Origin of the sequence: Streptomyces sp. URMC 126, from assembly GCF_051386555.1 — a bacterium.
Taxonomy (GTDB): domain Bacteria; phylum Actinomycetota; class Actinomycetes; order Streptomycetales; family Streptomycetaceae; genus Streptomyces.
On sequence record NZ_JBPQTX010000193.1, the window covers coordinates 1 to 13,709 of the forward strand.

12 protein-coding genes are annotated in these 13,709 nt (G+C 71.8%); 9 read left to right on the forward strand and 3 right to left on the reverse strand.

The features are described from left to right. Positions 1-279 precede the first annotated feature (279 nt). The 4 genes from kdpF to kdpC are packed head-to-tail and all read left to right on the forward strand — an operon-like array spanning position 280 to position 4,826. Positions 280-369: a K(+)-transporting ATPase subunit F gene (gene kdpF / locus ACSNOK_RS21910; protein ID WP_109284084.1), complete on the forward strand. Its 90-nt coding sequence runs from the start codon at positions 280-282 to the stop codon at positions 367-369. 8 nt (positions 370-377) lie between these two features. After that, complete coding sequence (kdpA, locus tag ACSNOK_RS21915; protein WP_436782444.1) at positions 378-2,069, forward strand: potassium-transporting ATPase subunit KdpA; 1,692 nt, start codon at positions 378-380, stop codon at positions 2,067-2,069. Continuing rightward, a complete protein-coding gene (kdpB, locus tag ACSNOK_RS21920) occupies positions 2,066-4,168 on the forward strand; it encodes a potassium-transporting ATPase subunit KdpB (RefSeq protein ID WP_436782445.1) in 2,103 nt (700 codons plus the stop codon). The genes kdpA and kdpB overlap by 4 nt, the downstream gene beginning before the upstream one ends. A gap of 7 nt (positions 4,169-4,175) precedes the next feature. Further along, positions 4,176-4,826 (forward strand): potassium-transporting ATPase subunit KdpC, encoded by a 651-nt coding sequence (gene kdpC / locus ACSNOK_RS21925; protein ID WP_436782446.1) that lies wholly within the window; start codon positions 4,176-4,178, stop codon positions 4,824-4,826. A 49-nt stretch (positions 4,827-4,875) separates the two neighbouring features. Here kdpC and ACSNOK_RS21930 read toward each other — a convergent pair whose 3' ends face one another. Continuing rightward, the gene (locus ACSNOK_RS21930; protein WP_436782447.1) at positions 4,876-5,649 is read right to left on the reverse strand and encodes an SDR family oxidoreductase; all 774 of its coding nucleotides are present in this window, start codon (positions 5,647-5,649) and stop codon (positions 4,876-4,878) included. A 284-nt stretch (positions 5,650-5,933) separates the two neighbouring features. On the opposite strand from ACSNOK_RS21930, the gene ACSNOK_RS21935 reads away from it, so the two are divergent. The 4 genes from ACSNOK_RS21935 to ACSNOK_RS21950 all read left to right on the forward strand — a co-directional run bounded on the left by ACSNOK_RS21935 (position 5,934) and on the right by ACSNOK_RS21950 (position 10,503). Continuing rightward, a complete protein-coding gene (locus ACSNOK_RS21935; protein ID WP_436782448.1) occupies positions 5,934-8,486 on the forward strand; it encodes an ATP-binding protein in 2,553 nt (850 codons plus the stop codon). Between the two features lie 85 nt (positions 8,487-8,571). After that, positions 8,572-9,261, forward strand: coding sequence for a response regulator (locus tag ACSNOK_RS21940; RefSeq protein WP_436782449.1), 690 nt, complete (start codon positions 8,572-8,574; stop codon positions 9,259-9,261). A gap of 90 nt (positions 9,262-9,351) precedes the next feature. Beyond that, entirely contained in the window at positions 9,352-9,750 is a 399-nt protein-coding gene (locus ACSNOK_RS21945) for an OB-fold nucleic acid binding domain-containing protein (RefSeq protein WP_436782450.1), read from the forward strand. Between the two features lie 3 nt (positions 9,751-9,753). Then, complete coding sequence (locus ACSNOK_RS21950) at positions 9,754-10,503, forward strand: DUF3159 domain-containing protein (protein ID WP_436782451.1); 750 nt, start codon at positions 9,754-9,756, stop codon at positions 10,501-10,503. 88 nt (positions 10,504-10,591) lie between these two features. Here the strand turns inward: ACSNOK_RS21950 and ACSNOK_RS21955 are convergent, their stop codons facing one another. Both ACSNOK_RS21955 and ACSNOK_RS21960 read right to left on the reverse strand, forming a co-directional pair. Further along, complete coding sequence (locus ACSNOK_RS21955; protein WP_436782452.1) at positions 10,592-11,269, reverse strand: potassium channel family protein; 678 nt, start codon at positions 11,267-11,269, stop codon at positions 10,592-10,594. Then, positions 11,269-11,937, reverse strand: coding sequence for a potassium channel family protein (locus ACSNOK_RS21960; protein WP_152263938.1), 669 nt, complete (start codon positions 11,935-11,937; stop codon positions 11,269-11,271). The genes ACSNOK_RS21955 and ACSNOK_RS21960 overlap by 1 nt, the downstream gene beginning before the upstream one ends. A 482-nt stretch (positions 11,938-12,419) precedes the next feature. On the opposite strand from ACSNOK_RS21960, the gene ACSNOK_RS21965 reads away from it, so the two are divergent. Beyond that, on the forward strand, positions 12,420-13,709 hold a 1,290-nt coding region (locus tag ACSNOK_RS21965; RefSeq protein ID WP_436782453.1), incomplete at its 3' end, for an IS701 family transposase.

Here is a 13,709-nt window from a genome sequence, read left to right on the forward strand (position 1 = left end):
CCCCCCCCCCCCCCCCCCCCCCCCCCCCCCCCCCCCCCCCCCCCCCCGCGGCGTTTTCGCAGGTCCTCGGCGTCCCCGTATGGATCTCGTCAAAGGCGCGCTAATGGCCGTAAGGGAGGCGTCAACGAAGGCCGTCCCCAGCGGTGACGGGGGTTTGCTCTAGAGGTCCGTTCATATCCGAACTCTCTAGGAGCACACGATGGCCGACGTGGCCTTCGTCGCCACCGCGATCGCGGTCTTCGCGTTGGTGGCTCTCGTCGCCAAGGGGGTGACGAAGCTGTGAGCACCGAGAACGTCGTCGGCCTGGTCGTGGCCGTCGCCCTGCTGGGCTACCTGATCCTCGCCCTCGTCTTCCCGGAGAGGTTCTGAGCACAGATATGAGCCCCGTCCTCTCCGGAGTCCTCCAGCTCACCGCGGTCGTCGCGGCGCTGGCGCTGGTGTACCGCCCGCTCGGCGACTACATGGCCGGCGTGTACAGCTCCGAGAAGCACCTGCGCGCCGAGCGGTGGATCTACCGCCTGATCGGCGCGGACCCTCGCGCCGGGATGCGCTGGCCCGCGTACCTGCGCGGCGTGCTGGCCTTCTCGCTGGCGAGCATCCTCTTCCTCTACCTGCTCCAGCGGATTCAGGGCGTGCTGCCCGGCCGGCTGTCGCTCGGCTTCACGGCGATCTCGCCCGACCAGGCGTTCAACACCGCCGCGTCGTTCGTCGCCAACACCAACTGGCAGTCGTACAGCGGCGAGCAGGCCATGGGCCACGCCGTGCAGACGCTCGGCCTCGCGGTGCAGAACTTCGTCTCCGCCGCCGTCGGCATGGCCGTCGCCATCGCGCTGGTCCGGGGCTTCGCCCGGTCCCGCACGGGTGAACTCGGCAACTTCTGGACCGACCTGGTGCGCGGCACCGTCCGCATCCTGATCCCGATCTCGGTGATCGGCGCGCTGGTCCTGGTGGCCTGCGGCGCGATCCAGAACTTCGCGGGCATCCACGAGATCGGACAGCTGACCGGCGGCACCCAGCAGGTCAACGGCGGTGCCGTGGCCTCGCAGGAGGTCATCAAGGAGCTGGGCACCAACGGCGGCGGCTACTTCAACGCCAACTCCGCCCACCCCTTCGAGAACCCGAACGCGTTCTCCAACCTCTTCGAGATCTTCCTGATCCTCGTCATCCCCTTCGCCCTCACCCGCACCTTCGGCAAGCTGGTCGGCAACGTCCGGCAGGGTTACGCGATCCTGGCCACGATGGGCCTGATCTGGCTCGGCTTCACCGCGCTGATGATGTGGACCGAGTACGCCCACCACGGCGCCGCGCTCCAGGCGGCCGGCGGGGCGATGGAGGGCAAGGAGCAGCGGTTCGGCGTCGGCGCCTCGGCGATCTTCGCGACCACCACGACCCTCACCTCGACCGGCGCGGTGGACTCGTTCCACTCCTCGTTCACCGGCCTCGGCGGCGGGATCACGCTGCTGGGCATGATGCTCGGCGAGATCGCGCCCGGCGGTGTCGGGTCCGGCCTCTACGGCATGCTCGTGATGGCGGTCATCGCGGTGTTCATCGCGGGCCTGATGGTCGGCCGGACGCCCGAGTACCTGGGGAAGAAGATCGGCACCCGCGAGATCAAGCTCGCCGCCTGCTACATCCTCGTCACCCCGACGCTGGTGCTGGGCTTCACCGCCCTGTCGATGGCGCTGTCGTCGCCGCCGGAGTCGATCCTCAACACCGCGGGCAACTCGGTGCACGGCAGCGGGGCGCACGGCTTCTCCGAGGTTCTGTACGCCTTCACCTCCGGCGCCAACAACAACGGCTCGGCCTTCGCCGGCCTCAACGCCAACACGCCCTGGTACAACACCACGATCGGCCTCGCCATGCTGCTCGGCCGTTTCCTGCCGATGGTCTTCGTCCTGGCCCTGGCCGGCTCGCTCGCCGAGCAGCGGCCCGTCCCCGAGACCGCGGGCACCCTGCGTACCGAGAAGCCGCTGTTCGCGGGGCTGCTCGTGGGCGCGATCATCGTCATCACCGGCTTGACCTACTTCCCGGCCCTGGCCCTTGGCCCGATGGCGGAGGGACTTTCATGAGCACCACCACCCCTGTCCGTACCGCCCCCGAGGGCGACGAGCGGCCGCACGGCTCCGAGGAGCACGGCCGGGTCACCGGCGGCCTGTTCGATCCGGCGCAACTGCTGAAGTCGCTGCCGGACGCCTTCCGGAAGCTCGACCCCCGGGTGATGGTCAAGTCCCCGGTGATGTTCGTGGTCGAGGTCGGCTCGGTGGTCACCACCGCGCTGGCCCTGAAGGACCCGGGCGACTGGTTCGGCTGGACGATCACCGTCTGGCTCTGGCTGACCGTCCTCTTCGCCAACCTGGCGGAGGCCGTCGCCGAGGGCCGGGGCAAGGCGCAGGCCGACACCCTGCGCCAGGCCAAGACCGGCACCGTGGCCCGCCGGCTGACCGGCGGTTCCGAGGAGTCGGTGCCCGGCACCGAGCTGCGCGTCGGCGACCTGGTCGTCTGCGAGGCCGGGGACGTCATCCCGGGCGACGGCGACGTCGTCGAGGGTGTGGCCTCCGTGGACGAGTCGGCGATCACGGGCGAGTCCGCCCCGGTGATCCGGGAGTCCGGCGGCGACCGCTCGGCCGTCACCGGCGGCACCAAGGTGCTCTCCGACCGCATCGTCATCAAGATCACCACCAAGCCGGGCGAGACCTTCATCGACCGGATGATCAACCTGGTCGAGGGCGCGGCCCGGCAGAAGACGCCGAACGAGATCGCGCTCAACATCCTGCTGGCCTCGCTGACCATCGTCTTCCTGCTGGCGGTCGTCACCCTCCAGCCGTTCGCCATCCACGCGGGCGCCGAACAGACGATGATCGTCCTGGCGGCCCTGCTGGTCTGCCTCATCCCGACCACGATCGGCGCGCTGCTGTCGGCGATCGGCATCGCCGGCATGGACCGGCTGGTGCAGCGGAACGTCCTGGCGATGTCCGGGCGCGCGGTGGAGGCCGCGGGCGACGTCTCGACGCTGCTGCTCGACAAGACCGGCACCATCACCTACGGCAACCGGCAGGCCGCCGAGTTCGTGCCCGTCAAGGGCACCATGGCGGCCGAGGTCGCGGACGCGGCACAGCTCTCGTCGCTCGCCGACGAGACGCCGGAGGGCCGCTCGATCGTCGTCCTCGCCAAGGAGAAGTACGGGCTGCGGGAGCGGCACGAGGGCGAGCTGGTGGGCGCCGAGTGGATCCCGTTCACCGCCCAGACCCGGATGTCGGGTGTGGACGTGGACGGCCGCAAGGTGCGCAAGGGCGCGACCGGTTCGGTGATCGCCTGGGTCGAGGAGCGGGGCGGCACGGTCGCCGGGGACGCCCGGCAGCTCACCGACGACATCTCGCAGGCGGGCGGCACCCCGCTGCTCGTGGCCGTCGAGGACGACAAGGGCGCGCGGGTCCTGGGTGTCATCCACCTCAAGGACGTGGTCAAGGAGGGCATGCGGGAGCGGTTCGAGGAACTGCGCCGCATGGGCATCAAGACCGTCATGATCACGGGTGACAACCCGCTGACGGCCAAGGCCATCGCCGAGGAGGCGGGCGTCGACGACTTCCTCGCCGAGGCCACCCCCGAGGACAAGATGGCCCTCATCAAGCGCGAGCAGGCCGGCGGCAAGCTCGTCGCGATGACCGGCGACGGGACGAACGACGCGCCCGCGCTGGCCCAGGCGGACGTCGGCGTGGCGATGAACACCGGTACGTCGGCCGCCAAGGAGGCCGGCAACATGGTCGACCTCGACTCCGATCCGACCAAGCTCATCGAGATCGTGGAGATCGGCAAGCAACTGCTGATCACCCGGGGCGCGCTGACGACGTTCTCCATCGCCAACGACGTCGCGAAGTACTTCGCGATCATCCCGGCGATGTTCGCGGTGGCCTATCCGGGCCTCGACAAGCTCAACATCATGAGCCTGCACTCGCCGCAGACCGCGATCCTGTCGGCCGTCGTCTTCAACGCGCTGATCATCGTGGCGCTGGTTCCGCTCGCCCTCAAGGGCGTCCGCTACCGGCCCATGAGCGCGGACGCGATGCTCCGCCGCAACCTCCTGATCTACGGGCTGGGCGGCCTGATCTCCCCGTTCATCGGCATCAAAATCATCGACCTGCTCATCTCCCTCATCCCTGGCATCGGGTGACGACACCATGAACATCTCCGTACGCAGCGCGGCCCGAGTGGCGGGGGCGGGGCTCCGGGCCCTGCTCGTCCTCACGGTGATCTGCGGCGTGATCTACCCGCTGGTCGTCACGGGCCTGGCCCAACTGGCCTTCCACGACAAGGCGAACGGCTCCGAGGTGAAGGTGGACGGCAAGTCCGTCGGCTCGGCGCTCCTCGGCCAGAGCTACACGCTCGACAAGAAGGACAAGGACGGCAACCCGCTGCCGGACCCGAAGTTCTTCCAGCCGCGCCCCTCGGCGGCCGGGCCCAACACCGAGAACACCAAGTACAGCCTGCTCGTCTCGGGCGCCTCCAACCTGGCGGCCGACAGCAAGGTGCTGCTGGAGAGCGTCGAGAAGCGCCGCGCGGACGTCGCCGCCTTCAACGGCGTCTCCCCGGCGTCGGTCCCGGTGGACGCCCTCACCGCCTCGGCCTCCGGCGTCGACCCGGACATCTCCCCGGCGTACGCCCGCCTTCAGGCGGCCCGCGTCGCCAAGGCCAACGGCCTGCCGGCCGACGAGGTCGAGCGGCTGGTGAAGGACCACACGGACGGGCGGCTGCTCGGCTTCATGGGCGAGGAGCGCGTCAACGTCCTGAAGCTGAACGTGGCGTTGAGGAAGCTGGCCGCCGACCGTTAGTCCACGGGGAGGGGCGCGCCGGATCCGTCCGGCGCGGCCCTTCGCCGTGTCAGCGCGTGGTGTAGCCGCCGTTGACGAACAGCGTCTGCCCGTTGAGCCACCAGCCGTCCGTGAGCAGGAACTTCACATACGGGACGATGTCCTCGATCTTCGTGAGCTCGCCGTTCATGGCGGACGACTTGTGGTACGCGATGGAGTCGTCCGTCTCGGCCGGGTAGAAGAAGCCGGTGTCCATCGGACCGGGGGCGATGTTGTTGACCGAGATGTTCCGGCCGAACAGCTCCTTGGACAGGGCGCGGGTGAAGTGCTCGACGGGCGCCTTGCTGCCGGCGTAGACGGAGTACAGGCCGGTGTAGGCGGCCAGCAGCGAGGTGACGATGGTGACGATCTTTCCGCCGTCCTCCACGCGCTTGGCGGCCTCGCGCATCATGAAGTACGCCGCCTTGGTGTTGACGGCGAACATCTTGTCGAACTCCTCCTCCGTCGTCTCGGTCATCGGCTTCTTGATGACCATGCCGGCGGTGTTGACCACGCAGTCGACCCTGCCGAAGGCCTCGACCGCCACGTCGAAGAGCTTCTCCACCTCCGCGACCCGGGTCAGGTCGCCCTGGTGGGTGACGGCCTCGCCGCCGGCCTTCCGGACGTCCTCGGCCGTCCGCTCGGCCAGGTCGCGCGAGGAGTCGCTGTTGTAGTGGACGACGACCTTGGCGCCGTCCCGGGCGACCTCCCGGGCGAGCAGGCCGCCGAGGTTCCGGGACGCGCCGCCGATCACGACGACCTTGTCCCGGAGCGTGCGATCGGGGCGGGTGGGGTGATCGGGCATCGGTGCCTCCTCGTCGGCGGGGGCTCGGGGGAGGGGCGGCCGCACCCGGCCACCCGGGAGATACCTTCACGTTATTCCGGATCGTCCCGATACGCCTTCCGGGAGGTTGCCGCCCCGCCTTCCGGGCCGGTCAGGCGTCAGAGCTGCGTCAATACCCGGCGCACGCTCCCGGTGGGCCCGAAATGTCCGGACCGCCCGCCGTAAGCTTCGACTGCGCGCCGGTGCGGCATCCAGGACGGAGAACCGGCCCGGTCCCCGGCGCGACGCTGAAAGACAATGGGGCCATGGGACGCGGCAATCTCCGGATCTACCTCGGTGCGGCACCGGGCGTCGGCAAGACCTACGCCATGCTCTCCGAGGCCCACCGACGGGTGGAGCGCGGCACCGACGTCGTCGTGGGGTTCGTAGAGCACCACGGCCGGCCGCGCACCGAGGTCATGCTGCGCGGCCTGGAAGAGGTGCCCCGGCGCGAGATCCGCTACCGGGACGGCGTCTTCACCGAGATGGACGTCGACGCCGTCCTGGCCCGCCGCCCCGCCGTCGCCCTCGTCGACGAGCTCGCCCACACCAACGTCCCCGGCTCGCGCAACACCAAGCGCTGGCAGGACGTCGAGGAACTGCTCCAGGCCGGCATCGACGTCGTCTCGACCCTCAACATCCAGCACCTGGAGTCGCTGGGCGACGTGGTCGAGTCGATCACGGGCGTCCGCCAGCAGGAGACCGTCCCCGACGAGGTCGTCCGCCGGGCCGGGCAGATCGAGCTCGTCGACATGTCGCCGCAGGCGCTGCGCCGGCGCATGGCGCACGGCAACATCTACCAGCCCGACAAGGTCGACGCGGCGCTCTCCAACTACTTCCGCCCCGGCAACCTCACCGCCCTGCGCGAGCTGGCCCTGCTGTGGACCGCCGACCGGGTCGACGAGTACCTGCGGCAGTACCGCTCCGACCACGACGTCTCGACGATATGGCAGGCCCGCGAGCGGATCGTCGTGGGCCTCACCGGCGGCCCCGAGGGCCGCACCCTCATCCGGCGCGCCGCCCGGATGGCGGCCAAGGGCTCCGGCAGCGAGATCCTCGCCGTCTACATCGCCCGCAGCGACGGGCTGACCGCCGCGTCGCCGAAGGAGCTGGCGGTCCAGCGGACCCTCGTGGAGGACCTGGGCGGCACCTTCCACCACGTCATAGGCGACGACGTGCCCGCGTCCCTGCTGGAGTTCGCGCGCGGCGTCAACGCCACCCAGATCGTCCTCGGCTCCAGCCGCCGCAAGACCTGGCAGTACATCTTCGGGCCCGGCGTCGGGCAGACCGTCGCCCGGGACTCGGGCCCCGACCTCGACGTGCACATCGTCACCCACGAGGAGGTCGCCAAGGGCCGGGGACTGCCCGTCGCCCGCGGCGCCCGGCTCGGCAAGGGCCGCATCGTGGCCGGCTGGGTCGTCGGCGTCGCCGGGGCCGCCCTGCTCAGCCTGCTGCTGACGCACGTCGTCCCGGACCTGGGCCTGGCCAACGACATGCTGCTGTTCCTGTGCATGACGGTGGCCGCCGCCCTGCTCGGCGGGCTGCTGCCGGCGCTGGCCTCGGCCGCCTTCGGCTCGCTGCTCCTCAACTACTACTTCGTCGAGCCCGTACACCGGCTGACCATCACCAACCCGAAGAACATCGTCGCCATGGCGATCTTCGTCTTCGTCGCGGTGTCCGTCGCCTCCGTCGTCGACCTGGCCGCCCGCCGCACCCACCAGGCCGCCCGGCTGCGCGCCGAGTCGGAAATACTGTCGTTCCTGGCCGGCAGCGTGCTGCGCGGCGACAACAGCCTGGAAGCGCTGCTGGAGCGGCTGCGGGAGACCTTCTCCATGGACTCCGTCGCCCTCCTGGAGCGCGCCAGCGACGTCGACCCCTGGACCTGCGCCGCGAGCGTCGTCGGCAACTCCGGGAAGCCGCTGCTGCGCCCCGAGGACGGCGATGTGGACATGCCCGTCGGCGACACCATGGCGCTGGTCCTCGCCGGACGCGTCCTGCCCGCCGAGGACCGCCGGGTGCTGGCCGCCTTCGCCGCCCAGGCCGCGCTGGTCCTGGACCGCCAGCGGCTGGTCGGCGAGGCCGAGCGGGCCCGCAGGCTGGACGAGGGCAACCGGATCCGCACCGCCCTGCTGGCCGCCGTCAGCCACGACCTGCGCACCCCCCTCGCCGCCATCAAGGCGGCGGTCACGTCGCTGCGCTCCGACGACGTCGCCTGGTCCGAGGAGGACGAGGCCGAGCTGCTGGCCGGCATCGAGGACGGCGCCGACCGCCTCGACCACCTCGTCGGCAACCTCCTCGACATGTCCCGCCTCCAGACCGGCACCGTCACCCCGCTCATCCGCGAGATCGACCTCGACGAGGTGGTCCCGATGGCCCTCGGCGGCGTCCCGGAGGGCAGCGTCACCCTCGACATCCCCGAGACGCTGCCGATGGTCGCCGTCGACCCGGGCCTGCTGGAGCGCAGCGTCGCCAACATCGTCGAGAACGCCGTCAAGTACAGCCCGGCCGGCACGCCCGTGCACGTGGCCGCCAGCGCCCTCGGCGACCGCGTCGAACTGCGCGTGGCCGACCGGGGCCCCGGCGTCCCCGACAGCGCCAAGGACCGGATCTTCGAGCCCTTCCAGCGCTACGGCGACGCCCCGCGCGGCGCCGGCGTCGGGCTGGGCCTCGCGGTGGCCCGCGGCTTCGCCGAGGCCATGGGCGGCACGCTCGCCGCCGAGGACACCCCCGGCGGCGGCATGACGATGGTGCTCACCCTGCGGATGGCGGCGGGGCGCCCGCCGGTGCGCCCCGATCTTCCCGCGCAGGCCACGACGTGAGCCGTCACCCGGGCCGTCCGGCCGCTCCCCGTCGATTTCCCGGACCCCACGGCGGGGTCCGCATGAACAGCAGAGGTGGTCCCGCATGAACCGGGTGCTCGTGGTGGATGACGAGCCGCAGATCGTCCGCGCTCTTGTGATCAACCTCAAGGCCCGCAAGTACGAGGTGGACGCGGCCCCCGACGGCGCCACCGCCCTCCAGCTCGCCGCCGCCCGCCACCCCGACGTCGTCATCCTCGACCTGGGCCTGCCCGACATGGACGGCGTCGAGGTGATCAAGGGGCTGCGCGGCTGGACCCGGGTGCCGATCCTGGTGCTCTCGGCCCGCCAGACCTCCGACGAGAAGGTCGAGGCGCTGGACGCGGGCGCCGACGACTACGTCACCAAGCCGTTCGGCATGGACGAACTGCTGGCCCGGCTGCGTGCGGCCGTCCGCCGCGCCGAGCCCACGGGGGCCGCGGCGGCGGGCGACGACGCGATCGTCGAGACCGAGGCCTTCACGGTCGACCTGGCGGCGAAGAAGGTCAACCGCGGGGGCCGGGACGTCCGGCTCACGCCGACGGAGTGGCACCTGCTGGAGGTCCTGGTCCGCAATACGGGCCGTCTCGTCAGCCAGAAGCAGTTGCTCCAGGAGGTGTGGGGGCCGTCGTACGGGACGGAGACGAACTACCTGCGGGTGTACATGGCGCAGCTGCGGCGGAAGCTGGAGCAGGATCCGTCGCATCCGAAGCACTTCATCACGGAGCCGGGGATGGGGTACCGGTTCGAGCTGTGAGCGGGGCGGGGGGCCGGGGCCCGTGGGTTCGGCGGGAAAGGCGCGGCCGGAGGCTGCAAGGCCCCTCCCCGGCCCCGGTACGCTGGGTTCATGAGTGCCGTATCCCGTTCCGACAAGCCGACCGGCCGTTTCCGCCGGATGCTCGACCGGCTTTCCACCTCGCAGGAGGAGCTGCACGACGCGGAGCTGCAGCAGGACGCGGAAGCGGTGGGCTGCACGAAGATCGGCGACTGCGGTGACCGGCAGATCGTCAAGGTCACCGGAACGCTGCGGACCGTCACCCTGCGCCCCCGGGCCGGGGTCCCCGCCCTGGAGGCCGAGCTGTTCGACGGCTCCGCCGCCGTGGACGTCGTCTGGCTGGGGCGCCGTTCCATCGCCGGGATAGAACCGGGCCGTAAGCTGATCGCCTCCGGTCGCATCTCCATGAGCCGCGGCCGGAGAGTGCTGTTCAACCCCCGATACGAACTCCGACCGCTCGGACAGGAGTAGCCCTTGTCGTCTCTCGACGAACCGATGGACCGGCCGACCGGAAGACATCGGGACGACGATTCCCGCTCGGCCACCGAAGCCGCCCTGTTCGAGGCGTTCGGCGGGGTCCGGGGCATGGTGGAGACCACCGTGCCCGGCCTGGTGTTCGTCGCGGTCTTCACCGTCAAGCGGGACATCCACACCGCGGCCATCGCCGCGCTGGCGCTGTCCCTGGTGCTCGGTGTCGCCCGGCTGGTCCGCAAGGACACCCTGAAGCACGCCTTCAGCGGCGTCTTCGGCGTGGCCTTCGGCGCGGTCTTCGCGATGATGTCCGGCGACGCCAAGAACTTCTACCTGCCGGGCATGCTCTACACCCTCGGCCTGGCGATCGCCTACATCGTGACGGCCCTGCTCGGCTGCCCGCTGCTCGGCCTGATCCTCGGCCCGGTGTTCAAGGAGAACCTCTCCTGGCGCACCCGCAACCCCGGCCGCAAGAAGGCGTACACCAAGGCCAGTTGGGCCTGGGGGCTGATCCTGCTCGCCAAGTCGGCGATCCTCTTCCCGCTGTACTGGTGGGGCGACGCCACCCAGCTCGGCTGGGTCAAGGTGGCGCTCGGCATCCCGCCGATGCTGCTCTCCGTCTACCTGACCTGGATCTTCCTGGCCAAGGCGCCGCCGCCGATCGACGTGTTCGCGGAGATGGAGGCGGCGGAGGCCGCCGAGCGCGAGGCGAAGACCGCGAGCGGTACGTCGGAGGACCGGGTGACCCCGTAGCGTCCTCCTGCCCCCGCTGGTGAACGTAAGAGAGCCCCCGGAACGCGTGTCCCGGGGGCTCTCGCACATCAAGCGTCGCGCCTCAGCGTCAGTCGGTGGGCTCCTCGCGGCGGACCGACAGCAGGTCTTCCAGCTGCTCCTCGCGCGCCGGCGCCGCGACGAACAGCAGCTCGTCGCCGGCCTCCAGAACGTCCTCCTTGTTGGGGGTGAGGACGCGGTTGCCGCGGATGATGGTGACCAGCGAGGTGTCCTCGGGCCAGTCCACGTCGCCGACGCGCGTCCCGGCGAGCGCCGCCTCCGGGGGCAGCGTCAGCTCGACCAGGTTGGCGTCCCCCTGGCTGAAGCGCAGCAGCCGGACCAGGTCGCCGACGCTCACCGCCTCCTCGACCAGGGCCGACATCAGGCGCGGCGTCGAGACGGCGACGTCCACGCCCCAGGACTCGTTGAACAGCCACTCGTTCTTGGGGTTGTTCACCCGCGCCACGACGCGCGGGACCCCGTACTCCGTCTTGGCCAGCAGCGAGACGACGAGGTTGACCTTGTCGTCACCGGTGGCGGCGATCACGACGTTGCAGCGCTGGAGCGCCGCCTCGTCGAGCGAGGTGATCTCACAGGCGTCGGCCAGCAGCCACTCGGCCAGCGGCACCCGCTCCACCGAGATGGCGGACGGCGCCTTGTCGATGAGCAGGACCTCGTGCCCGTTCTCCAGCAACTCGCCGGCGATCGACCGGCCGACGGCGCCCGCTCCCGCGATTGCGACTCGCATCAGTGGCCACCTTCCTCGGGGCCCTGCGCGAACGCGGCCTCCACCGTCTCGACCTCGTCGGTGCGCATCATCACGTGCACGAGGTCGCCTTCCTGCAGCACCGTCGAGGACGACGGGAGGACGGCCTCGCCCAGCCGGGTGAGGAAGGCCACCCGGACCCCGGTCTCCTCCTGGAGCTTGCTGATCCGGTGCCCTATCCAGGCCTCCGCGACCGGGATCTCGGCCAGCTGGACGCCCCCGGTGGGGTCGCGCCACAGCGGCTCCGCGCCGGACGGCAGCAAGCGCCGCAGCATCTGGTCGGCGGTCCAGCGGACCGTGGCCACCGTGGGGATGCCCAGCCGCTGGTAGACCTCCGCGCGGCGCGGGTCGTAGATGCGGGCGGCGACGTTCTCGACGCCGAACATCTCGCGCGCCACCCGGGCCGCGATGATGTTGGAGTTGTCACCGCTGCTCACCGCGGCGAAGGCGCCGGCCTCCTCGATGCCCGCCTCCCGCAGGGTGTCCTGGTCGAAGCCGACCCCGGTCACCCGCCGTCCGCCGAAGCCGGAGCCGAGGCGCCGGAAGGCGGTCGGGTCCTGGTCGACGACCGCGACCGTGTGGCCTTGCTGCTCCAGGGTCTGGGCCAGGGCCGAGCCGACCCGCCCACACCCCATGATCACAATGTGCACGACGCCTGCCCCGTATTCCGGAATTCCGCGCTGACCTGCACCAACACCCTGCTCACTTCTTCCTGCTCAGTTGAGCCCATGCGGCGTCCACCGGTCCGCCGCTCCCGTGCGGGCGGCCGGCGGCACCGGTACGACCACGCCCACGGGTGTCTCGTTCCCGTCGGCGCACGTCACCACGGTAGCCGCAACGCCGCACCGCCCGACCCCCCGGACCCGCCGACCGGCCGCACGGCCGTCGTCCGCCGGGGCGCCGGGCGCCCGCCGCGGGGGTGCGGTGGCCCCGGCACACCCGCGTACGCGACGCCGCGCGCCCCGGCCGCCCCTCCGCGCCCCCCTGGTGGCCGGACCACCTTCCGGCGGGCTCACCGGGTGCCCGGCACACCTGTGCCGGGCGTGGGCCCCGGGGCGAGGGTGGTGGCCGGCCCGGCCAGTGCGGGAACGCCGACGGGAACGAACCGGCAGGAAAGAAGCGGGGGACAGGGATGAACGGGACGGCTGTGCACATGATGACGGCCGGGCGGCGGCCGCTGCCGGACGGGTGGCGACCGGGGCCGGACGGGCGGCGACCGGTGTCGGATGGGCGGTGGCCGGGGCCGGGCGGGCCGGACGCGCGCGACCTGGTCTTCGCCGAGCTGTGCGCCCCCCTCTTCGCCTCCCTGCCCCGCACCGACCAGCGTCGCCGAGGCGAGGACTATCTGCGCGGCCTGCTGGGGGCGCGGGGCCGCAAATCCATCCGCAACATCGCGGCACAGACCGGCGGCCCGGCCGCCGAGCAGAGCCTCCACCACTTCATCGCCGCCTCCCCCTGGGCCTGGGGCCCGGTGCGCCGCGCGCTCGCGCACCACGTCGTACGGGCCGTGCCGCCGCAGGCGTGGGTGGTGCGGCCCATGACGATCCCCAAGGCCGGCGACAACTCCGTCGGCGTCGAACGCCGCTTCTGCCCGGACGCCCGGCAGGTGCTCAACTCCCAGCAGGCCGTCGGGGTGTGGGCGGCCTCGCCGGAGCTCACCGTCCCGGTCGGCTGGCGGCTGCACCTCTCCGGCGCCTGGCTGGACGACCCGGCGCGGCGGCGCCAGGCCGGCATCCCGGACTCGGTGACCGAGGAGACGTGGGGGGAGTGCGCGGTCGAGGCGTTCACCGGGATGACGCGGGACTGGGGCCTGCCGGTGCGGCCGGTCGTGCTGGACGCCCGGGAGGCCGACACCCTGGCGGCCCTGCCCAGGCTGCGCGCCGTCGGCGTGCCCGTCCTCGCCCGGGTCGGCGGCAGCCTGCGGCTGACGCTGTCCGAGCCGACCCTGCCGGGCCGCGGCGGTACCTTCACCGCCCAGCATGTCATGGCCGCCGCCCGGGACCTCCGGCGCCCGGTGCTCTGGCGCGACGCGGGCCCGGGGACCGCGCGGAGCGCCCTCGCGGCCGCCGTGCGGGTCGGGCTGCCGGTGGCGCGGACGGCGGCGGGCGCGCCCGTCCGGCACCGGGAGATGCTGCTGCTCGGCCTTGAGGAACGGGCCGAGCGGGCCGGCCGCCGGGCCCCCGAGCTGTGGCTCACCGACCTGCTGAACGTGCCGCCGGCCGCGCTGGTGCGGCTGGCCCGGCTGCAGGACCGGGTGGACCGGGACTTCCACGAGATCTCCGACCGGGTGGGCGTCCGGGACTTCGCCGGACGTTCCTTCGGCGGCTGGCACCGGCACACCACCCTCGCCTCGGCCGCGCACGCGGTCGTGGCGCTGACGAGGCGGATGGAGGCCGGTGGTGGCGTGGGGGAGGAGGGGGAG